20 protein-coding genes, 2 tRNA genes and 2 pseudogenes are annotated in these 19,666 nt (G+C 51.0%); 6 read left to right on the forward strand and 18 right to left on the reverse strand.

Features of this window, described 5'->3' with window-relative positions; genetic code table 11:
- Positions 1 to 71 precede the first annotated feature (71 nt).
- Both EBB_RS22920 and EBB_RS22925 read right to left on the reverse strand, forming a co-directional pair.
- The gene (locus tag EBB_RS22920; protein WP_192395980.1) at positions 72 to 1,118 is read right to left on the reverse strand and encodes a hydantoinase/oxoprolinase family protein; all 1,047 of its coding nucleotides are present in this window, start codon (positions 1,116 to 1,118) and stop codon (positions 72 to 74) included.
- Between the two features lie 9 nt (positions 1,119 to 1,127).
- Positions 1,128 to 2,123 (reverse strand): ATP-grasp domain-containing protein, encoded by a 996-nt coding sequence (locus EBB_RS22925; protein ID WP_192395981.1) that lies wholly within the window; start codon positions 2,121 to 2,123, stop codon positions 1,128 to 1,130.
- Positions 2,124 to 2,143: 20 nt separating this feature from the next.
- On the opposite strand from EBB_RS22925, the gene EBB_RS22930 reads away from it, so the two are divergent.
- Entirely contained in the window at positions 2,144 to 2,827 is a 684-nt protein-coding gene (locus EBB_RS22930; RefSeq protein ID WP_192395982.1) for a HisA/HisF-related TIM barrel protein, read from the forward strand.
- A 56-nt stretch (positions 2,828 to 2,883) separates the two neighbouring features.
- Here EBB_RS22930 and fae read toward each other — a convergent pair whose 3' ends face one another.
- The 5 genes from fae to EBB_RS22955 form a co-directional block, all read right to left on the reverse strand.
- The gene (fae, locus tag EBB_RS22935; protein ID WP_020482207.1) at positions 2,884 to 3,399 is read right to left on the reverse strand and encodes a formaldehyde-activating enzyme; all 516 of its coding nucleotides are present in this window, start codon (positions 3,397 to 3,399) and stop codon (positions 2,884 to 2,886) included.
- Positions 3,400 to 3,484: 85 nt separating this feature from the next.
- Positions 3,485 to 4,351, reverse strand: a complete 867-nt coding sequence (locus tag EBB_RS22940) for a triphosphoribosyl-dephospho-CoA synthase (protein WP_192395983.1) — start codon at positions 4,349 to 4,351, stop codon at positions 3,485 to 3,487.
- Positions 4,345 to 5,247: an ATP-grasp domain-containing protein gene (locus tag EBB_RS22945; RefSeq protein ID WP_192395984.1), complete on the reverse strand. Its 903-nt coding sequence runs from the start codon at positions 5,245 to 5,247 to the stop codon at positions 4,345 to 4,347. The genes EBB_RS22940 and EBB_RS22945 overlap by 7 nt, the downstream gene beginning before the upstream one ends.
- Positions 5,248 to 5,335: 88 nt before the next feature.
- Positions 5,336 to 6,319, reverse strand: coding sequence for a methenyltetrahydromethanopterin cyclohydrolase (gene mch / locus EBB_RS22950; protein ID WP_192395985.1), 984 nt, complete (start codon positions 6,317 to 6,319; stop codon positions 5,336 to 5,338).
- A gap of 5 nt (positions 6,320 to 6,324) precedes the next feature.
- On the reverse strand, positions 6,325 to 7,425 hold the full coding sequence (locus tag EBB_RS22955) for an ATP-grasp domain-containing protein (RefSeq protein ID WP_192395986.1): 1,101 nt from the start codon (positions 7,423 to 7,425) through the stop codon (positions 6,325 to 6,327).
- Positions 7,426 to 7,500: 75 nt separating this feature from the next.
- On the opposite strand from EBB_RS22955, the gene EBB_RS22960 reads away from it, so the two are divergent.
- Positions 7,501 to 7,590 (forward strand) — tRNA-Ser (locus tag EBB_RS22960).
- Between the two features lie 1,191 nt (positions 7,591 to 8,781).
- Here EBB_RS22960 and EBB_RS22965 read toward each other — a convergent pair.
- Together EBB_RS22965 and EBB_RS22970 are read right to left on the reverse strand one after the other, a co-directional pair.
- Entirely contained in the window at positions 8,782 to 9,264 is a 483-nt protein-coding gene (locus EBB_RS22965) for a FlhC family transcriptional regulator (RefSeq protein ID WP_192395987.1), read from the reverse strand.
- A 183-nt stretch (positions 9,265 to 9,447) separates the two neighbouring features.
- A pseudogene (locus EBB_RS22970) lies at positions 9,448 to 11,060 on the reverse strand (IS3 family transposase).
- A gap of 69 nt (positions 11,061 to 11,129) precedes the next feature.
- On the opposite strand from EBB_RS22970, the gene EBB_RS22975 reads away from it, so the two are divergent.
- The 4 genes and pseudogenes from EBB_RS22975 to EBB_RS22990 all read left to right on the forward strand — a co-directional run bounded on the left by EBB_RS22975 (position 11,130) and on the right by EBB_RS22990 (position 13,857).
- Positions 11,130 to 12,101 carry a tyrosine-type recombinase/integrase gene (locus EBB_RS22975; protein ID WP_192396447.1) on the forward strand — a complete coding sequence of 324 codons (972 nt, stop codon included), beginning with the start codon at positions 11,130 to 11,132 and terminating at the stop codon, positions 12,099 to 12,101.
- A gap of 46 nt (positions 12,102 to 12,147) precedes the next feature.
- Positions 12,148 to 12,447 (forward strand): type II toxin-antitoxin system RelE/ParE family toxin, encoded by a 300-nt coding sequence (locus EBB_RS22980; RefSeq protein WP_192395988.1) that lies wholly within the window; start codon positions 12,148 to 12,150, stop codon positions 12,445 to 12,447.
- 2 nt (positions 12,448 to 12,449) lie between these two features.
- Positions 12,450 to 12,728, forward strand: a complete 279-nt coding sequence (locus tag EBB_RS22985; protein ID WP_192395989.1) for an addiction module antidote protein — start codon at positions 12,450 to 12,452, stop codon at positions 12,726 to 12,728.
- 196 nt (positions 12,729 to 12,924) lie between these two features.
- Positions 12,925 to 13,857: pseudogene (locus EBB_RS22990) on the forward strand (IS5 family transposase).
- Between the two features lie 132 nt (positions 13,858 to 13,989).
- Here the strand turns inward: EBB_RS22990 and EBB_RS22995 are convergent.
- The 9 genes from EBB_RS22995 to EBB_RS23035 form a co-directional block, all read right to left on the reverse strand.
- A tRNA-Met gene (locus EBB_RS22995) sits at positions 13,990 to 14,066 on the reverse strand.
- A gap of 119 nt (positions 14,067 to 14,185) precedes the next feature.
- Positions 14,186 to 15,016 carry a heme-binding protein gene (locus tag EBB_RS23000; protein WP_192395990.1) on the reverse strand — a complete coding sequence of 277 codons (831 nt, stop codon included), beginning with the start codon at positions 15,014 to 15,016 and terminating at the stop codon, positions 14,186 to 14,188.
- 176 nt (positions 15,017 to 15,192) lie between these two features.
- Positions 15,193 to 15,705: a phosphatidylglycerophosphatase A family protein gene (locus tag EBB_RS23005; protein ID WP_192395991.1), complete on the reverse strand. Its 513-nt coding sequence runs from the start codon at positions 15,703 to 15,705 to the stop codon at positions 15,193 to 15,195.
- Positions 15,689 to 16,621 (reverse strand): thiamine-phosphate kinase, encoded by a 933-nt coding sequence (gene thiL, locus EBB_RS23010; RefSeq protein WP_192395992.1) that lies wholly within the window; start codon positions 16,619 to 16,621, stop codon positions 15,689 to 15,691. Before thiL ends, EBB_RS23005 begins: the two co-directional genes overlap by 17 nt.
- Positions 16,621 to 17,064 (reverse strand): transcription antitermination factor NusB, encoded by a 444-nt coding sequence (gene nusB, locus EBB_RS23015; RefSeq protein ID WP_192395993.1) that lies wholly within the window; start codon positions 17,062 to 17,064, stop codon positions 16,621 to 16,623. Before nusB ends, thiL begins: the two co-directional genes overlap by 1 nt.
- Positions 17,064 to 17,540, reverse strand: coding sequence for a 6,7-dimethyl-8-ribityllumazine synthase (gene ribH / locus EBB_RS23020; RefSeq protein ID WP_192395994.1), 477 nt, complete (start codon positions 17,538 to 17,540; stop codon positions 17,064 to 17,066). Before ribH ends, nusB begins: the two co-directional genes overlap by 1 nt.
- 62 nt (positions 17,541 to 17,602) lie before the next feature.
- Positions 17,603 to 18,715 (reverse strand): bifunctional 3,4-dihydroxy-2-butanone-4-phosphate synthase/GTP cyclohydrolase II, encoded by a 1,113-nt coding sequence (gene ribBA, locus EBB_RS23025; protein ID WP_033158642.1) that lies wholly within the window; start codon positions 18,713 to 18,715, stop codon positions 17,603 to 17,605.
- On the reverse strand, positions 18,712 to 19,368 hold the full coding sequence (locus tag EBB_RS23030) for a riboflavin synthase (protein WP_192395995.1): 657 nt from the start codon (positions 19,366 to 19,368) through the stop codon (positions 18,712 to 18,714). The genes ribBA and EBB_RS23030 overlap by 4 nt, the downstream gene beginning before the upstream one ends.
- A 37-nt stretch (positions 19,369 to 19,405) precedes the next feature.
- A complete protein-coding gene (locus tag EBB_RS23035) occupies positions 19,406 to 19,666 on the reverse strand; it encodes a hypothetical protein (RefSeq protein ID WP_192395996.1) in 261 nt (86 codons plus the stop codon).

Raw genomic sequence — 19,666 nt, forward strand, 5'->3', positions numbered from 1 at the left:
GCTGTTAAGCGGCCGGAATGTGCCGCAAGGACATGATTTGCAATATACCGATTTTACCCCAGCAGCCGGCTTTAACCAAACCCGCCAGCAAGATAAGCCACTGCGGCGGCCGGCGCACAGTCGGCGGCATCAATAACATGGGTTTTAGCGGTTGATGGCAGCAAATCGGTAAAGTCCAGATACTCGACGCCCAAATCCGCAGCAATGTCCCGCACCAAGAAGCGACCGACACCGGCACCGACTAATGTAATCGCCGATCGGGTTGCCGCCCGTTGCAATTGCTTGAGACAAGCTTGGCTGATTTTCTGTGTTTGCTTGGTTTTGAGCTGCCCGGCAAATGCCAGCCAAAGCGCGTGATCGCTATCGCTGAACTCGTAACCGGTTAGCCGCGACAAGCGGCGGGCGCTGGCCAGCACAGACTTTTCCGCGCCATCGGCGGTGTCGCACTGATCGTGCGCTTCGTTCAATTCCCCCGTCAGGCGATACACGTCGGCCATGGTCGCGAAATGCTCGGCCATCAACCCCATCGGTTGGCCGTTGAATTCGGCATCCTGGGCAATCGCCATTACCGCCGTGCGGACAATGCCGGTATACACCAACTCGCCGGAAACCAAGCGCTGATAGTCGGTAAAGCCTTGCACCTTAAGCTGGTGATTTTCGATCAACAAAATATCGGTCGTGGTACTGCCTATATCCACAAACAAGGCATTTGGCAGGCGCTTGGCCACCCATAGCAGACTGGCCAACCAATTAGCGGAAGCGATGTCCATGCAATCGGCCGGCTGAAAGTGTGCTGCCGGCAAAAAGCCGCGCAAGCCGGCAAATACCGATACCTGCTCGGCATTGAATTGTTCACAAACAGCCCGGACGATGGCATTGACGCCTTGCTCACGACTGGTAAAGCAATCCACCAGTTCGCCGGTCATCGTCACCGCATGTCGGTACTGTTGCGAATCGAATTGGCCCGCCAAATCCGTCAGCGTGCGATGCAGATAATCCACACCCTTCCACAGCGGACAAGCTTGTTGAGCGACTGCCACGATTTGGCCGGATGCATCCAGCAATGCCAACTTGACGTGCGCGCCGCCGATGTCCCAACCTGCAATCTGTTTGTTCATTTTGCTTTTTTAATTGATATGGATTTGAACTGTTTCATTTCGATACGGCTGTAACACCGGCTCGGCATGGCGCAGGCGCAATACCTGTTCGGCCACGTTGATCCCGGTCGCTTGCCGGATGCCGGCGTAAGAACTGGTCAGACGCGGATTAATTTCCAACACCAGCGGACCTAGCTCGGCATTTTCAATAACATCAATCCCTACATAGCCCCACAAGCCAGGCAGCGCATCGGCAATTTCGCTTACCAAATTCCGATAAAAACTTAGCTTATCGGTTTGTACATTCACTAAACAGCCTTGCAAACTAAATCGGCCTTGCTGCAAAACGATTTGCTGGTGGTTGTAGCAGATAAGCCAAGCTTGGCCATGCTTGAACAAACAAGACAAACTGGCAGCCTGTCCGTCAATATAAGGCTGTAACACATAGAGGTGCGGATCGGTTAATTCACCAATAGTATCTTGCAACTGCTCGGCATCGATTTGCAAACTATCAAGGCATCCAACGCCATCGGCAATTTTGACGACAAGCTTATCCGCTAAACCGACACCCTCCTCCACTTCGCTAAGCAGATGAGTTGCCACCGCCGGAATCTCCCGTTTCTTCAACGCTTGATAAGTCGCGTACTTGTCGGCGCATACGCTCAAGGTTGCGGGATTGGATAGTAAAACTTCGACATTCGCGGCAATAGCCAATTCTGCCAAACTCTGTAGCATGCCGTCGCTTTCCGGTGCAATCGGCCAAAACAAGTCGACTTGCGTCAGTAAGTCCCGCAACAGTGCAAAGATGTCGCAAGCGGCGCTTACCTTTACAATTTCGGCTGGCGACAGCATATCCGGCTTGGCACAACGTTTGTCCAAGGGCACACATAGCTGAAGATTGTCCAGACACTTCAGTTCGGCGACTAAAGCCTGTAACATCAAGCTGCCTTCCGTCGCCAGCGAAGCAGGCAATGCCTGCCCGACCAAACCGCCGCCGGTAATAAATTCAAATATCAGAATTCTCAATTCTAAAACTCGCTTGGCTTATGCAGATTATTCCAGTCATTGATTTGAAAGACGGTTTGGTGGTCCACGCCGCCGGCGGCGACCGCAGCCGCTATCAACCCGTACATTTCACCTCGTCAATATGCGACAGCAGCGAGGTAAACCAAGTCGTGACGAGTTTATTAAAGCTGTATCCATTTCCAAAGTTTTATATCGCAGATCTCGACGCAATCGGCGGCCAAGGAAACCACGACGAGGCCATCGACAACTTGTTTAGCCAACATCCAAACAAGGAATTTTGGCTGGATAAGGGCAGTAGCTATCAAACCCTGACTATGACGACTCGTGTAATTAACTGTAAGACGGTCATCGGTACTGAATCACAACGACTACCCGTATTGTTAAAAAATACCGATCTCATCCTATCGCTGGATTTTAAACATAACCAAGTTTTGGGTCATCCGGGGTGGCTGGAAAGCCCTGAACTGTGGCCTGAAACTAATGTGGTGATGACCTTGGATTTGGTCGGCAGCAATAAGGGTCCGGACTTTGAGAAACTGAGCCAGCTTTGCAAGTCTCATCCCGATAAACATTTTGTCGCGGCTGGCGGGGTTAGGGATGTAAACGATCTCATGCGCCTGAAAACTATCGGCATTGCCGCTGTGTTATTGGCCAGCGCCCTGCACAACGGCAATATCGACGCCGCCACTCTGGAAAAATTTTAGGCAAAAAAATACCCCGGCAAGCCGGGGTATCTTCGACAGCCTTTGAAACTAAAAACTTATACGTTGTTAGCAGCAAATGGGTGTTTTGCACCAGATTTAGCAGCAACGACTTCTTTAGCAGTTGGAGTGCCAGCAACCGCGCGAGCGATAGCTTCTTTGGTGGCTTTGTAGTTGAATTCTTCGATTTTTGCATCGTCTTCAGCCAACCAGTGGATGAAAACACCAACAGAAATGAACAAATCGTCAGCTTCGTCAGCAGGGATAGTGCCGTCTTCAACGGAATCAGCAACAGCCATAGCAACAGCGCGTTGAGCTGGTCCAAACATTTGAACAGCTTGTTTTGCACCTTTGATGGTTACTTTGTTGAACAGGATGGTTGCAGGTTTAACCAACAGGTTAGGAGCAACAACAGCCAACAGAGTAGAGAAACCGTCTTTGTTGTTTGTCAAAGCATTTGCGAAAGCAGTTTCAGCTGCTGAGCCGCGTGGGCCGATGATCAAATCGATGTGAGCAATTTCGTTGCCTTCACCAACCAAAGATTCGCCAACGCGCAAGTTATTGATTTTTGCCATTTTAAATTTATCCCCTAAAGATAAGATTGAACCAAAAAAATAGACACTTTCGTGTCTCAAGATTGTAGTTTCTGCTTAGTTCCCTCTATAACCCACCGGTTCCTTCACCGATAAGTTGTTCCAGAAGCACCACCAGTACTGTCGCTACAGTTATGTCAGCTGTTGTACCCGGATTGATCCTTTGTGCCTTAAAAGCTTTGTCCAGATCATACAATGCTGGCAAAAGCTCTTCAGGCTCACAAGCTGTTTGCATCGCTCTATCGAGTTTATGCATCTCAGCCTTGATCCACTCTGAATACCGCTCTCCATACTTCCGCTCAATATGACTATCGGGATATTGAGCCAACATTGCGGCAAAAACCGCTAACGTAGCCCAAGCACAATCGCCAGACAAAACGAAAGCACGATTATATCGTAAAACGCCGAAATCAAAAACGTCTTTAAAAATTGTTGCGTATTGCAGCGCAATTCTGTCCTTGTCAGCGGCAAAAACCATGGCCTCGGTCAATGTCACATCCGCCGGTTTTTGGACGTCGTGCTGCGCGGATTCACCTAAACCGGCCGGCGCAGCTAAGGTGACAGCCTTGAAAGCCCAATCCGCATCCTCGCGAGTCGTATTTTCCAGCAATAGCCGTAAACCATCGCGCAAGCTTTCGCCCTTTTTTAGGCTGGCAGCCACCTGCAACAAAGGCGCACACAGCAAAATAATACCCAAATTGGTATTGCAAGCCACTGCCTCGCGGGTTGCCTTGACTGCGTAATAAATCTTTTCGCCCAAACTGTACTGCGGATCGGTGATAGGCTCACTGCTAACTTGGGCGCTGACACGAAAATCCTCAACCGTCATATCGTCGGCGGCACTATAAACACTGACATTTCCAGGCTTGAACGCTTGCAACTCGGTTTCGCAAGCTTGCAGATAAGCGTCCATCAATTGCTGCCTGTTCAACATGCTTTTTCCGGCATGCAATATCGATCAAGCAAATCAGCAACCAAACATTCGGCAATGTTAATATCACAAACACTTTGCAAGCCTTTCCAGGCCGGCACGCTGTTCACTTCAATAATTCGGTAACAACCGTCGGCATCCTGAATCACATCCACCCCGGCATAATCCATTTTTAAGGCCGCAACCGCGGCAATCGCCAGCTCAGCTAAATCAGATTCCAACTCGATGCATTCGCAAGACGCGCCTCTAGCCACATTGTTCAACCAGGAAATACCACGCCGACGCATGGCAGCGACTGCCCTGCCGTTGATCACGAACACGCGCACATCGGAATAGCCATCACCAGCGCACTCGACAAAGCGCTGTAAGTAATAGATACCGCGACTGCTGGTCAGCCACAACAAATCGGTGGATTTTTCGATACGCCGAATGCCCTCGCCTTGCGAACCGAACAAGGGTTTACTGATCAGATAATAGCCTGCGCGCAACTGTTGTTCGGCAATCGCCAAGGCTTCGTCCCTATCCCGCAATACCCAAGTCATTGCGGTCGGCAAACCGCCATGTTGCAACAAAAAACTGGTCATGCCTTTATCGACGCTGCGCTCGATCGCGCCGGCATCGTTATAGACCGGTACACCCAGTATTTTTAAGGCATGCAAAACATCCAGATAAAACACTACTTCTTCCAGCGAACCGCCGGGCACGCCACGCACAAACACAGCCGCCGGCAATTGCTGCTCAAAACCCGGAATAATAATGGGTAGGTCGGCAACGGTTAACTGCAATTTGCAGGCTGTTAGCGAGACGTATTCGGCGACATAGCCACGCTCGGCAAAAGCCAAGCACAACTGCTTGCCGTGCCAACCGGGGTCGTCGGTAATTATTGCAATTCGGCGCAAAGGAATGTGTTACGAATGAAGTTAACGAAACAAGCTAACGGACTTTGCAACGCAAAACCCGTTAGCTGTCGAAGAGACTTAGAGCGAATTAAGCGCCGAACGAAAGATCGAGTAAGGCATTATCCAATTTACCGGCGCGGAAACTTTTGCCGGATTCCACCGCAGTGACGATCACGCTGGCCGGGCTGAACAACATCGCATCGACTTTGAAAAAATCGTATTCGTAAGCTTTGAAAATATCGGCAAACGGTTTGCCGTAATCTTTGGACGTTGAACTTGGTAATTCATTCGCCAGTTTTTCCGCCGCTTCGTCGCTGCCTTTTACAAACAAATGCACTTGGCCGGCGAATAAAATAGCGTCATTGGTTCTACCCATCGCTTTGACGAAATTCGGATGCGGAGGGCAAATCGGCGCGCTACCGGAACCATCGACGATGTTTTCCAGCGGAAAGTGCAGAGCGTGGGCTTTGTGCATCGCCACTTCCAACACCCGACCAACTACTTGTACGCCGCCGGCCAAACTGCTGGTAGGCGTGACGATGATGGTCAAATTGGCCGGCGATACGCCGCACGCCGCCGCGACTTTCTCGACGATTTCGATTGGCGGCAAGGCGTCGTTTTCAATAACCAACGCGGTTTGTTCGGCGCTATCGCGGTATTCCAGCTCTTTATACAGTTCTTCCACCGGCTCGACCGCGCCGTCTTTCAATTTGGTCGCCATTGCCCGCGCCGGCCCGGAACCCAAGGCATAATATTTGCCGTGCGACAAACTCCAACCTGCATATTGGCTACCCAAGCAAGACAATACCGGATTGCTGGCATGGACGTTAATGGTCAGCGGCCAATTGCTGGTGTAAGGGCTTTGCGAGATCGTTGCGGCACCCAAACCACCCATGCAGATTTCGGTAATAATCCGGCCGGCTTCCAGACCGCCCGGTACTTTGATACCGGCGTCGATAATAGTGCAGCCGTTTTCCAGCTTTTCGATACCCAACCGTAGTTTATCCGCGTTATCCAGCAGTTGTTGAACCAAGGGCTGGGAAAATTTATTGACGCTTGCCTGGTATTGCATGATTTTTAAAGACCTGTTTCCAAAAGATTTGCAAGGATGCGTTGTTGGCGATGCAGATTATCCAGCACCTGCCCCGAGTTTTTTCCGGTGGCAATAATACTGCATATCGGCTCGCCCGTGGCAACAATTGCGCCGGGATTCGGCCTATCCACCGCCCAGTCCGGCCACACCAGACGCTCGGGAATCGTCACTTTTTTTTGCGCATAAACTATCTGATAAGCGCTCGGCTCCGTCGATAATCCGACATCAGTATCCCGGCTGTTTTGGCAAGCCTGCAGATGTTTCAATAGCAGCGATTTGCCGTAAAGCTGGGCACTAGCGGAAATCCGCGCATTGATTTCCAACACATAACATTTGCCGGCACGCAGCATAAAATCCATGCTGTTTAAACCGCGCAATCCATAGACATTAACAAGCCTATCCAACCAATCGGCAATTTCAGACTGAACAGACCTAGAAACCTTGGCATGACTAGCAATCCCCTCAAACAGAAACGATTGCCCGCCATCCGACTTTGCAGCCCACTGCTCGTTAAAACCGATCAGCTCAACCCCGCCGCTACTCGCGACAAACAACACGGACATCGAACGGCCTTCGATATAACGCTGCCAATAACCGTCGGCAAACTCGTCATTATTACTGCGCCTAATCCCCAAGCCGCCCTCGCCGCACCAAGGCTTTAACAACCAGTCAAAATCATCCTCAGGCTTTGTAAACATCACCGGCGGATGCCGAATGGACAACGAATCGAGTCGGGCAAAAAAATCATGTTTATCTTGGACCCGTTGAAAAGTAGCGGCCGAATTCCCAATAATCCGCCAATCCCTTTCCAGACAGCTCAAGGTTTCCGGATAAGTTTCCAGACCGCTGCCATACACCAATTCGCCCAAGCCATGAACCTCACGAACCGCTGTTACAGCAGCTCTAATATCATCCCAGGCCAGTGACGCCACCTGATACGTCTGCTTTGCCATTTGCCGAGTATCGCTATCGGCGAAACAATCGATAGCCACCACTTCGCACCCGGAATCGACGCACATTTGCACCAACATCCGCGCCGATTTGGCAATCACTAACAAACACTTAGGCACTAAAGAAGATTGCATTCGGCTGCAACATGAAAGTGGTCCGGCAAAAAATGCTGGATTTTAAATTATTTTCTGTAATAATACGCGGCTGTTGGAGAGCTGGCTGAGCGGTCGAAAGCGGCGGTCTTGAAAACCGTTGAAGGTTTATCCCTTCCTGGGGTTCGAATCCCTAGCTCTCCGCCATAATATTCAGTTAAGGCCTTGATAAATAACGATTTATCAAGGCCTTTGCTTTTTCTACCCTCATCCCTACCCTACTTCTGATTCTAATAACTGTCACTGATTTCTTGTCAGTCAGCTTTATTTGTTACAAGACCATTACCTCCTGTTTGTTGACTCCACGCATGATATGAGTCAAACCTCGAAAAGCGAAGAGCATCCGTGCCGTAACAAAATCACAGCTACGACCTCAGAAATAAATCAGTCACAACACGGCCTCATATCAATCTTTTAACTCCTTGGATTGGGCTCAGCATTTTTGTGTAGGGAGCCTTCAATGGCGATTAAACAATGCCTCGCTTGAGACCAGTCTTTTCAACCACCTCAACAAGTTCCACTCCAAACCTATTGCTCAGCGCCTTCGTGCAAACAGCATCGTAAACGACAATGGCGCCTTAACAAACTGAAAACAGACCCTGATTATCAAGAGAATCAACAACGGCCTCAACAATCCTGGATAGAGCAATCCCGATTATTGGCGTCAATACCGTGAATCTCATCCAAAGTATGCTGATCGTAATCGTACGTACATTGCAACGCACTCGCAACACCAAAGCCAAGATTAATCGAATTGGAAATATGGACGCGTCAACTCCAGCAAAGCTGCCATCAGGAATTTACAAACTAAGTTTGGTGACAGAAACCAATATTGCCAAGATGGACGTTTGGACCTTAGAAATCACGGTACATGCTTGCGAATGTCGGCCATAAGCAAGTGTTGCAAATAGATGACTTGATCGGCAAACCAATCTGATTTTTATACCGTAATGTCAGTTCGCTCTTGGTAAACCCTGGATTTGGCTGGCCCCGCTTAGAAGATAGCTCCGGTCCACCAGTGGCTTGGTGAGAGCCTAATTTTCATGTGACCGGGGATCTGTCAAACGGCTTAGGAAAGATGCCTTTTTTGATGCCATCCCACCAGGATGATTTACTCATGGGCAGCAATCCATAAATGGGTGGATTGGCCTTTGGATCACCAATAATTTGTTTCAAACGCAGAAAACCAGTTTCGGGCAATTTACTTATGTTTATTAACCTCATAATCATTGGAAAAATGGGGCGATAGTCCTTATTTCACGTCAGCCAGCCAACCAATTCTTTATTTTAAAAAGGTGATTGGTCGACTCTAAACATAGAATGTTATAAATACAGAATCTAAGGATCGGTTTTCAAACTGGTCTTACAGACACAACACCGCTCTAATGATTTTTCACTGCCCACGATTATCAACACGGGCGAACTGCACTGATGGCATGAAATCAACCGCAACTGGTTATTTCTCAGATCTCGCGCCACCAACCACGCCGTGGTGAAATCCAGGCTGCTATTGGGCAAGGAGATTTTGAAAAAGTCGAATGCCTGAATGACGTTATCGATGCCACCCTGAATATTTTCGTTTTCAATCGATCGAAATATCTTGGCGAAGAGCGTAGCTTCCTTGTAACGCCACAGGTTGTGAGTTAATCCACGAATCGACTCCTTGATCGGACCAGGACTGCCAGGGCGGCCGAGTAACTCTTTATAAGTTGCTTTTATCACATCTTTATAAATGGCGGTTTCCCTGATAATGACTGCAATTCTAGCTTGGCGTTGAATCAATCCAACAGCCAATTCATACTGTTTTAGCCTTTTGATCATCCTTTTGCCTCCACTACTCGTCACCTCTTAAAGTCAGCAAAACATCAATCCCGCTACGCTGTTTGGCATTGATGTGCGCAAACAAATGATTCGAAAGTCTTGTCGCAAAGCATAACCAGCCAGACTCGGAAAATTTCAAGCTAGTTGTCGCCTCAATGCAAAAACTCATGCGGCTATATTGCCCTAGCTGGCGGCCTCCTGGATTGTGGTGTTGGACGTGTGTTGCGTATCGGTCCGATCGGGATTGAGATACACAGTATGGACGCGGTTCCAGCGGCGGGTCTGTCGGCTCCAGCGCCGGGGGGTTTGAGCCTTGGCTTGTTCGTACAACGCCTGGCGTTGAGCAAGCAGGGCCTGGTCCAAGCCGGCATGGCGTTGCGCCGGGGTCACGAAGCCGATGGCGCTGTGGCGGTGTTCGTGGTTGTAACCTGAAGGTCATAAATACCACTGCACGAGATCAGCCACCCAGTGCCGGGCGGACGTTAAGTCGGCAAACGGTTGCAACGGGTATGGCGGACGGTATTTCAAGGTTTTGAACAACGATTCCGAATAGGGGTTGTCGTTGCTGACCGCCGGTCTGCTAAAGGACGGCATGATGCCGAGCCGTTGCAGGGTGGCCAGCATCGTGGCGCCTTTCATTGGGCCGCCATTATCCGAATGCAGGACGACCTGTTGGGGCCGCAGGTCTTCGCGCTGATAGATGTCCCGTAACAGCTCGCTGGCCAATTGGCCGCTTTCTGCCTCGAACACCTGCCAACCCACGACCTGCCGACTGAAAATATCCAGGAACAGGTAGAGATAGTAGAACCGGCCTTTGACCGCCGCCGGCAGATAGGTGATATCCCCGCTATAGAGCTGATTCGGCGCGGTGGCCGTCAGCGCCTTGGGCTGGGTACGGGGCTGGCTGGGGCGCTCGCTACGGCGGTGCTTCAGTTGCCTTGCGGCTTTCAGAATGCGGTAGAAGGTCGATTCGGACGCCAGATAAATCCCTTGGTCGGCCAGGCGCGGCACGATTTGGCTGGGCGGTAAATCGGCAAACTCAGCCGAATTCGCGACGACCAAGAGGTGACTCCGCTCCGCATCGCTCAAGGCATGCGACGGCGTATAGTGCCGTTGCGGCCGGCGGTCTTCCGTCAATGTTTCCCCGGCCTGCCAACGTTGCAAGGTGCGCGGGCTCAGGCCCAGTACGGCACAGGCTTGGTCCTGGCGAGCACCGGCCGCCGTGGCTTCGGCGACTGAGTCGACCAGCTGCTGGCGCTGCGGAAGGGAGGTCATTCGACCGCGCCCACCCAACAGCGCCCGCACCTTTTCTTGTGCCCTGTGGGTATTTGCAGGATCAACAAGGCAGCGGCTTCGGCTAGTGCTTTCTCCTTACGCTGGAGTTCGCGTGCCAGACGCTGGTTCTCGGCCTTGAGGCTACGCAGATTCTGGCTTTCTTCGCGATCAGGACGCAACCTGGCTGAGGCGCAAAACTCGCTTTTCCACTGCGCCAGTTGATGGGTAAATACGCCACGCTCCCGGCACCAGGCATTCAGCACCTCGCCGCTCAAACTATGGCTTTCCTGGAGGGCCAGCAAACGTTCTTCGGGCCGCCAATCTTGAGGCCGCTGGGCGGACTTGGCTGTGACAGGACGGTGATCGGTCGAGGAGGTGTGGCTCATCCAGGTTTTTAGGGTATGTATGCTCAGGTTTCATTCATCGGCAACCGTTTGAATGGATCGGTTGCCCCGGCTGTAGACTTTCGCCAACGCTTGGTCTTTGAATGCATCAGAATACTGCTTTTTGGAACGGCTCATGGTTCATCTCAAATTTCAAAAGGAATGGAAATTTGAGGCGACAACTATTCTGACTCAGGGGGCAACAGCATTACCGTTCAATCTGCTTGGAATGAATATCTTGCAAATAACACAGGCTATTGGGGCGAACGTCACCTGAGAGACCATCAAAACCTGTCACAAGCTGGCGGACAACCCAAAAAGCGCGGCATAGGCTTAACCGTGCAAGGCGTTCTCTATCCCCTGCTACAACTGCGCATGATTGATATAAACGCTGAGACCCTTACCGACTGGCAAAAGCAGGAAGCACAAAGCCGCGCCAACAACGCCCGCCAAGGTTTCGAAATGTTCCGTGCATTCTGGCGCTGGTGCGGCCAGCATAAGGAATATGCTTCGCTAATCGATGCTCAGGCAGTCGAAAATCAGGACCTTAGAAAGAAAGTACCAAACCGGAAAGCCAAAAAGTTTGACGTGCTGCAACGCGCCCACCTGGCAGACTGGTTTAACGCGGTTCGAAATCTGAGCAATCCGGTGATTGCCCCGTATCTGCAAGGCCTGTTATTGACCGGCGCCAGCCGTGAAGAATTAGCCGAACTCAAGTGGTCGGACATTGATTTTAAATTAGCCGCCATGTGGTTAAAGGATAAGGTAGACGATGAAGGCCGGATGATTCCCTTGCCGCCTTATTTATCGAGCCTTGTTATCGCTTTGCCTCGCCGGAATGAATGGGTATTCAGCAGCCCCACGGCCGCAGATGGCAAGCTGGCCGAACCTCGTATTGCCCACAATCGCGCCCTTGATGCTGCTGGCCTGGAACATGTCACCCTGCACGGCTTACGCCGCACCTTTGCCAGCTTGGCCGAATGGGTTGAAATGCCGGTTGGCGTCGTCGCGCAAATCATGGGCCACAAACCCAACGCCACCGCCGAAAAGCTCTACAAAACCCGCCCGCTTGAGCTGCTGGCTATCTGGCACGGCAAGTATGAGGCTTGGATATTGGAACAGGCCGGTATCGAGTTTGCTCAGGCTGAGCAGATGCAAGGGTTGCGCGTCGTCAAATAGCGACCATAATCACTTGACAAGTGTTTCCTTTAAGATACATTAATCCATGAAATACGAATTGCAGAGCACCCAAACTTTTAACAGATGGTTATTTGGATTGAAAGACAGAACGGTCAAAAACCAATTACTGTCGCGGTTAGCACGAATGGAAAACGGCCATTTCGGTGATTACAAACCTTTATCTGCCGATTTGTTTGAACTGCGTTGCTTCTTTGGTGCTGGCCTTCGGGTTTATTACACGATACGCAATCAACAGGTAATTCTGTTGTTAGTCGGCGGCGATAAATCCAGCCAAGACAGGGATATTGAAAAAGCCCAAACCATTTTGAAAAGCCTGGAGAATTGACTATGAGTGAAACCATTACCCCGTTCGACATTGCCGAACACCTGGAGACAGAAGCGGATATTCAAGCCTTTTTGCGTGAAACCGCAGCCAACGGCGATGTGTCCGATTTTATCCATGCGCTAAACACTGCTGCCCGCGCCAAAGGTATGACCGAAGTTGCCAAACAAGCCGGTGTCACAAGAGCCAGTCTTTATAAATCTTTGGCCGACGATGGCAACCCACGCTTTGAAACTATCGTTAAGATTGTTGAGGCCCTTGGCTGTAAATTGGTAGTGTCGTAATGGCCCAGCACGAGACCACCCCACCAAACATTGAGGCGTAGCAAGTCTGAACACCGCCAATATCCCTTTTTGCTGCGCCTAGCTTTAGCGGGCGAACGCCGGAACCTTCACCGGCCGACGACGGCAATCTGTAGTGGTCTAAGGCTTTGTTGCATAAACCCAATGTTATCCCCATGTTATGTGAGTAATCGCCCGGATGCCAAAGCCACAACCGCACAAATACCGAACCACGAACTGGGGAGACTACAACCGATCCTTGAAATAACGCGGCTCGCTATTACTGTGGATTGATAAAGAGATGGAGTGGTTAGCACCTAGCATTGGCAAGCAAGGTCGGGCAGATAAGTTTTCCGATGCCGCTATTCAGTTTTGCCTGATGATCAAAAACCTGTTCGGATTGGCGTTGCGTCAAGCCAGTGGAATGGTAGCGAGTCTGTTGAAACTGTCGGGACTCGATTGGTCGACACCGGATTACTCGACGTTATGTCGCCGCCAGCAACGCTTACAGGTCTGCATTTCCTATCGCCCTAAGCCGAAAGGCTTGCATTTGCTCGTCGATAGCACCGGCGTAAAAATGCTGGGCGAAGGCGAATGGAAAACCAAGAAGCACGGCGCCGAGTATCGTCGTCAGTGGCGCAAGGTTCATTTGGGTGTCGATGCCGAAACCCTGGAAATCCGAGCTATTGAGGTGACGTCCAATCGCGAGGGGGATGCCCAAGTCCTGCCGGCGTTACTGAATCAAATTCCCGCCAATAAACGCATAGAGTCTGTCAGCGGTGACGGCGCGTACGACACCAAGAAGGCTCATACCGCAATTTCCGAACGGAACGCCGAGGCCATTATCCCTGTGCGCAAAAACGGCAAGCCCTGGAAAGAAAACACCGCAGGCGCCAAAGCTCGAAACGAAACCCTGCGGGCCATACAGCAATTGGGGCGAGCAATTTGGAAGAAATGGAGCGGCTATCATCGACGCAGCTTGGTCGAAACCAAGATGCGCTGCTTCAAATTGTTGGGTGAACGCGTTAATGCTAGGCTCTTTAACAGCCAAGTCGCCGAATTACAAATTCGAGTGGCATTACTCAATCGGTTTACCCAACTGGGGACGCCGATGACTGTGGCCATGCCCTAAATCCGTCTTGCGGATTTGGGGTAAGGGGAAATTTGGCTCTTATTGGGTTTATGCAACAAAGCCATTTGCTTACCAGAAACTTACAGGCAACAAAAAAGGCCTAGGTCGTTAAACCTAAGCCTTTAATTTGTCTGGTAGCGGGGGCAGGATTTGAACCTACGACCTTCGGGTTATGAGCCCGACGAGCTACCAAGCTGCTCCACCCCGCGATTGATTTGGCTTATTATACAGACCTTAAATTATTTAGCAAGCAATAAACATGCTATTTGTTAAATAATGTCACCAGATAAGTTCCTTATCTGGCTGCCGTTGCTTTTACAGCGGATGATTAGGGTTGGCCGGCAGGCAAAGCCGCTGTATTCAGATCGGTATTTAAACAAGTTGGATGACCGAAACCTCCTGCGCTAATTCCGGTACCTCCTTTCGGATTGGCAGCAATGTCGTAAATGATATTATCAGGACGCTGTGAATCGCCACTCACTCCCCCGACGCCGACAATGTGGTCAAGCCCCAGATTATGTCTGACTCTCCAGGCGATATTATGATCGGCACAAGAGGTGTCGCCGCTTAAACCGACGCCACCGACCAGCGTTTTTCCGACTGAATACAAGCCCAGGCCACCACCGAATACATTAACGCCGCCAATTCTTGACCCTACCATAGGATCTTGAGGAGTACCGTTTAACCCTGGGTTTCCGCCGTAAGCAACGCTCGTTTCAACTGGATTGCTCTCTTGAAGTCCGAACAAACTACCACCAGGTTGCACGGCTGAATATAAATTCGCTGTCGATAACGCCAAACCGTTGGGGTTGCCGGAGCCAGCGGAATCAGAAGAAGAATCAAGACTGAGCGAATTGGCGGTATTGGCTTTTTGCGCTGAGATAACTCGACTGGCCGGCCACTGTGCCCCCCGATGGGTGCCGGAAAACGCTACGGCACAAACTACGCCGTCACGGTTGACTAAAGTGGCCCACATATGCAAATTAAGCCCGCTTTCCTCCGCACTCACTGCATCGTCAAGTGCTGCTTTCAATATGGCGTGATTAGGCAAGCCCCTACATGCCTGCCCCACCCCTTTATTGTTATCTTTATCGGCAATTGCCGCACCAGCGCTAGTCAGCATCACAAGTGAAGCAGCGAATAACCATCTTGTATTCATAAAAAGTCCTCCTAATTGTTTGTATTGTTATTAGGTTTGAAGCTTAATATTTGCGGCACCGCTGCACGCAACCAATCCCCAAACCGGCATGGATTTTAGTCGCATGAATTATCATGGGTCAAATGAGAACAATGCCCCCAAAACCACTGGCTTGTTGAACGAAAACAATCGTTAACTCAGTTCGCCGGAAAATCAAACCAGAAGTGCATAATCAAGCCAGCAAAAACTCCTGCCACCACGTCGTCCAACATAATGCCGAAACCACCGTGCACGTGCTTATCAAGCCATTTGATCGGCCAGGGCTTGACGATGTCGAAAAAGCGGAACAGCACAAAACCGGCCACTAAACTCTGCCAGGAATAGGTCACTCCAATCATCGTAATCAAAAATCCAGCGACTTCATCCCAAACGATACCGCCGAAGTCATGGACTTCCAATTTTTTAGCCGCTTGACCGCAAATCCAGATGCCGATGCAAACGCTGATCAGCGTGACCGACAGATAAATCCATTCATTGGCTTGCAGCAGAGCAAGATATAGCGGAATCGCGGCGAGCGTGCCCATCGTACCGGGCATTTTCTTAGCCAACCCAGAGCCGAAACCAAACGCCAGAAACAAGGTGGGATCTTTGACGATTTGTAACGCAGTCAAACGTGCATTGCCATAATGCTCTCTAAGAAAAATGCTCAAAACCCTTCACCTCGAATGCACCCACGCACCCTGCCTTATGCATCCGCAAACCCGGCTCGGCCTCGATAATCCCCACACAAATAGCAGACGGTAATGCTTGAGAACAATCTGCCGGCACCGTAAAACACAATTCGTAATCGTCGCCGGCAATCAAGGGCATGCGCCAATCGCCGCTGTGATCGATAAACTCTCTCACTGAAGCAGATAGCGGCAAGTTGTCCCATCGCAAACACGCACCGACGCCGCTTTGCTGCAAAATATGCCCCAAATCGGCGGCTAATCCGTCGGAAATATCGATACAGGCATTGGCGATGCCGCGTAGCGCCAAGCCTTCGCTCACTCGCGGTAGCGGCTGGTTGAAGCAACGCAAAGCCAAACCCGGATCAGCACAGTCATAACCCTGTTTAATTTTTAAACCCAAGCCGGCATTGCCGAGCTGACCGGTAACGTATATCAAATCACCAACCTGGGCACCGGAACGCAACAGCGCCCTGCCCTGCGGCACCGCCCCCATCGCTTGCACCGTCAAAGTCAACGGTCCGGATGTGGTATCGCCGCCAATCAGATCGACATTGTGCTGACGCGCCAGATTGATAAAACCTCGAGAGAACGCTTCCAGCCAGCTTTCATCGACTTTAGGCAAAGTCAAAGCCAAGGTGACCGCGAATGGTTCGGCACCCATGGCCGCCAAGTCACTGAGATTAACCGCCAGTAATTTATGGCCCAGCAATTCAGGATCGGCATCGGCAAAGAAATGCACATTCTCGACCATCGTATCGGCGGTGACCGCCAATTGGTGGCCGGCCGGCAGGTTCAGTAACGCGCAGTCGTCGCCTATACCCAATTGATTGAACGGATGCAGGGGGGCATGCACCGCAAAATAGCGGCGGATCAGATCGAATTCGGCGACTGCCATCAGTTTTGAGATTTCGCCCGCTTGGCGGCAATCTCAACGGCACGCTGTTTCTGCGCGACTTTATCCAGAATGCCGTTGACGTATTTATGACTGCCGTCGGCACCGAAGTCCTTGGCCAGATTGACGCCTTCGTTAATGATGACTTTATAGGGCGTTTCCAAGCGGTTCATCAGTTCGTAAGCGCCGATGCGCAGAATCGCTCGTTCCACAGGATCGATTTTTTCCACCGGCCTATCGACGAATTCGGCTAGGGCCGCGTCGATCACATCCAATTGTTTCGGTACGCCATGAAACAATTCGCTGAAATAGGTTTTTTGCGCGCCTTTCAGATGCTCTTCTTCCAGAAAATATGTTTCGATACGGATCAGGCTCTCGCCGGACATTTGCCATTGATACAGCGCCTGTACCGCGCACTTTCTGGCGTTGGTTTTTGCTTGACTCATTAACGACCCAGGTTGTTGAACAGACTGACCATTTCGATCGCCGACAGCGCTGCTTCCGCGCCTTTATTGCCGGCTTTGGTGCCGGCACGTTCGATAGCCTGCTCGATGCTGTCTACGGTCAACACCCCAAACGCCACCGGTACGTCGTATTGCAAGGCCACTTGAGCGATACCTTTCACGCATTCGCCGGCTACATACTCAAAATGCGGTGTACCGCCGCGAATGACTGCGCCCAAAGCGATAATCGCATCGTATTTTTTGGTAGCCGCAATACGTTGCACCACCATCGGCAACTCGAAAGCGCCCGGCGCCTTGACCAGAGTGATGTCATCTTTATCTGCACCATGGCGCACCAAGGCATCGATCGCACCACCTTCCAATTGTTCGACGATAAAGCTGTTGAAGCGTGAAGAAACAAGGCAAAACTTGCCGCCTTGCGCGGAAAAGTTGCCTTCCAGAGTAGTGACTGCTGCCATGTGTTTACCTGTTGTTGAATGATTAAAATGGTGTAAAACGCGTCGAATGAATCGACCCTATATTAATGCGTTGAATCGATATGTTCGACGACTTCCAAATCGAAGCCGGACAAACCAATGTATTTTTTCTGAGCCCCCATCACCTTCAGGCGCCGCACGCCCAAGTCCGACAAGATGCGTGAGCCAGCGCCAGTGGTGCGCCAGTCCGAATCGGCACTTAAATCCTGACTGTTTTTGACGCCATGATCCTGCATTTGGTAGGCATGGATCAGTTCCACCAGATCCTTGTTGTTTTCTTTTTGACGAATGATCACCAAAACACCGCGCCCGGCTTCGGCGATATTTTTCAAGGCTTCCCGCACCGGCAGACTGCAATCGCTGCGTTTGGAAAACAATAAATCGTCGATCAAGTTGCGAGCGTGGACCCGCACCAGCACCGGCTCGTCGCCGGCCACATCGCCCATCACCAAAGCCAGATGCACATTGTCGTCGTTACAATCCTGGTAGGCATACAATCTAAAATCGCCGAATTCGGTGGGATAAACACATTCGCTGATCCGCTCCAGGGTGTTTTCGTGTTTGATGCGGTAGTGAATCAAATCGGCGATGGTGCCGATTTTCAGATTATGCTGCTCGGCAAACACTTCCAGATCGGGCCGGCGCGCCATCGAACCGTCGTCGTTGAGAATTTCCACGATCACGGCTGCCGGCTCGACACCGGCGAGCCTTGCTAGATCGCAACCGGCTTCTGTGTGACCAGCCCGGTTTAATACGCCGCCGGCTTGTGCCATCAATGGAAAAATATGTCCGGGTTGTACCAGATCGCTCGGCTGGGCATTTTTTGCCACCGCAGCCTGCACGGTCAACGCGCGGTCAGCGGCGGAAATACCGGTGGTCACGCCGGTAGCCGCTTCGATCGATACGGTGAAATTGGTCGTATAGGGCGTATTGTTGTCACTGACCATCAACGGTAAACGCAACTGTTGGCAGCGTTCGCGGGTCAAGGTCAGACAAATCAGGCCGCGGCCGTATTTGGCCATAAAATTAATGTCTTCCGGCCGGGCAAATGCCGCAGCCATCAACAAATCGCCTTCGTTTTCCCGATCTTCGTCGTCCATGATGATGACCATCTTGCCTTGACGAAGGTCGGCTATGATTTCTTCTATGCTATTCATTTAATAAAGCCTGCGTTTTGTAATAAGGCCTCGGTGACGCCGCCTTGACTGTAAGCGGCGGCTTCCCCTTTCATCAGGCGTTCCAAGTAGCGGGCCAGCAAATCAACTTCCAGATTCACCTCGCTGCCGGCTTCGGTTTGGCCTAAGGTGGTTTCTTGCAAGGTATGCGGCACGATATTCACGGAAAAATAAGCGCCATCAACTGTGTTCACGGTCAGGCTGATGCCGTTAATGCAAATCGAGCCTTTTTCGGCAATGTATTTAGCCAGCGTGTCCGGCGCTTTAAATTTAAAACGGATCGAGCGGCCGTCTGCCTGTTTCTCGACCACTTTGCCGATACCATCGACATGACCGCTGACAATATGCCCGCCTAAGCGACTGGACGGCGTCATCGCCAACTCCAGATTCACCGGCGTACCGGTAGTTGCAGTCTTTAAGGTGGTACGCGATAAAGTTTCGTTGGAGACATCAGCGCAAAAATAATGTTCGCCCAACTCCACGGCGGTTAGGCAAACACCGTTCACCGCAATGCTGTCGCCCAAGGCGCATTCGCGCAGCGATAACTTGCCGGTATCGATAATCAAGCGGCAATCGCCGCCTTTAGGCTGGATGGCCTTGATTTTGCCGATGGCTAAAATTATCCCGGTAAACATGGTTATCACTCAAAAAAGGTAAAAATGTCCGTTACGATTAGCGCGGCGCGGGCTCGGTGGTTTGCTTTGGCGTTTGGGGGTCAGGGTCTTTCTTTAGCGACTCGGCTGACTTACGATAAACATCAAAGGTTTGATAGGTGCCGCTATGATAATCGTAGACTTCGATTTCGTGCTTTTCGCCGATCACTTTGCCGCCTTGAATCTGCAAGGTGCTGGTTTCCGGCTTATCGTCCTCATCCGCCGTCGCCCAAGCAGGCAGCAGGCCAATTACCAATGTCATTACAATAATAGTTTTCAT

The sequence above is a fragment of the Methylomonas fluvii genome, assembly GCF_014850975.1.
Classification (GTDB): domain Bacteria; phylum Pseudomonadota; class Gammaproteobacteria; order Methylococcales; family Methylomonadaceae; genus Methylomonas; species Methylomonas fluvii.

Excerpts from the sequence above, each read along its gene's own strand:
- EBB_RS22920 (WP_192395980.1), bottom strand. The coding sequence starts at position 1,118 with ATGAACAAACAGATTGCAGGTTGGGACATCGGCGGCGCGCACGTCAAG.
- EBB_RS22930 (WP_192395982.1), top strand. The coding sequence starts at position 2,144 with ATGCAGATTATTCCAGTCATTGATTTGAAAGACGGTTTGGTGGTCCAC.
- fae (WP_020482207.1), bottom strand. The coding sequence starts at position 3,399 with ATGGCAAAAATCAATAACTTGCGCGTTGGCGAATCTTTGGTTGGTGAA.
- EBB_RS22940 (WP_192395983.1), bottom strand. The coding sequence starts at position 4,351 with ATGTTGAACAGGCAGCAATTGATGGACGCTTATCTGCAAGCTTGCGAA.
- mch (WP_192395985.1), bottom strand. The coding sequence starts at position 6,319 with ATGCAATACCAGGCAAGCGTCAATAAATTTTCCCAGCCCTTGGTTCAA.
- EBB_RS22955 (WP_192395986.1), bottom strand. The coding sequence starts at position 7,425 with ATGCAATCTTCTTTAGTGCCTAAGTGTTTGTTAGTGATTGCCAAATCG.
- EBB_RS22965 (WP_192395987.1), bottom strand. The coding sequence starts at position 9,264 with ATGATCAAAAGGCTAAAACAGTATGAATTGGCTGTTGGATTGATTCAA.
- EBB_RS22980 (WP_192395988.1), top strand. The coding sequence starts at position 12,148 with ATGAAATACGAATTGCAGAGCACCCAAACTTTTAACAGATGGTTATTT.
- EBB_RS22985 (WP_192395989.1), top strand. The coding sequence starts at position 12,450 with ATGAGTGAAACCATTACCCCGTTCGACATTGCCGAACACCTGGAGACA.
- EBB_RS23000 (WP_192395990.1), bottom strand. The coding sequence starts at position 15,016 with ATGAATACAAGATGGTTATTCGCTGCTTCACTTGTGATGCTGACTAGC.
- thiL (WP_192395992.1), bottom strand. The coding sequence starts at position 16,621 with ATGGCAGTCGCCGAATTCGATCTGATCCGCCGCTATTTTGCGGTGCAT.
- nusB (WP_192395993.1), bottom strand. The coding sequence starts at position 17,064 with ATGAGTCAAGCAAAAACCAACGCCAGAAAGTGCGCGGTACAGGCGCTG.
- ribH (WP_192395994.1), bottom strand. The coding sequence starts at position 17,540 with ATGGCAGCAGTCACTACTCTGGAAGGCAACTTTTCCGCGCAAGGCGGC.
- ribBA (WP_033158642.1), bottom strand. The coding sequence starts at position 18,715 with ATGAATAGCATAGAAGAAATCATAGCCGACCTTCGTCAAGGCAAGATG.
- EBB_RS23030 (WP_192395995.1), bottom strand. The coding sequence starts at position 19,368 with ATGTTTACCGGGATAATTTTAGCCATCGGCAAAATCAAGGCCATCCAG.
- EBB_RS23035 (WP_192395996.1), bottom strand. The coding sequence starts at position 19,666 with ATGAAAACTATTATTGTAATGACATTGGTAATTGGCCTGCTGCCTGCT.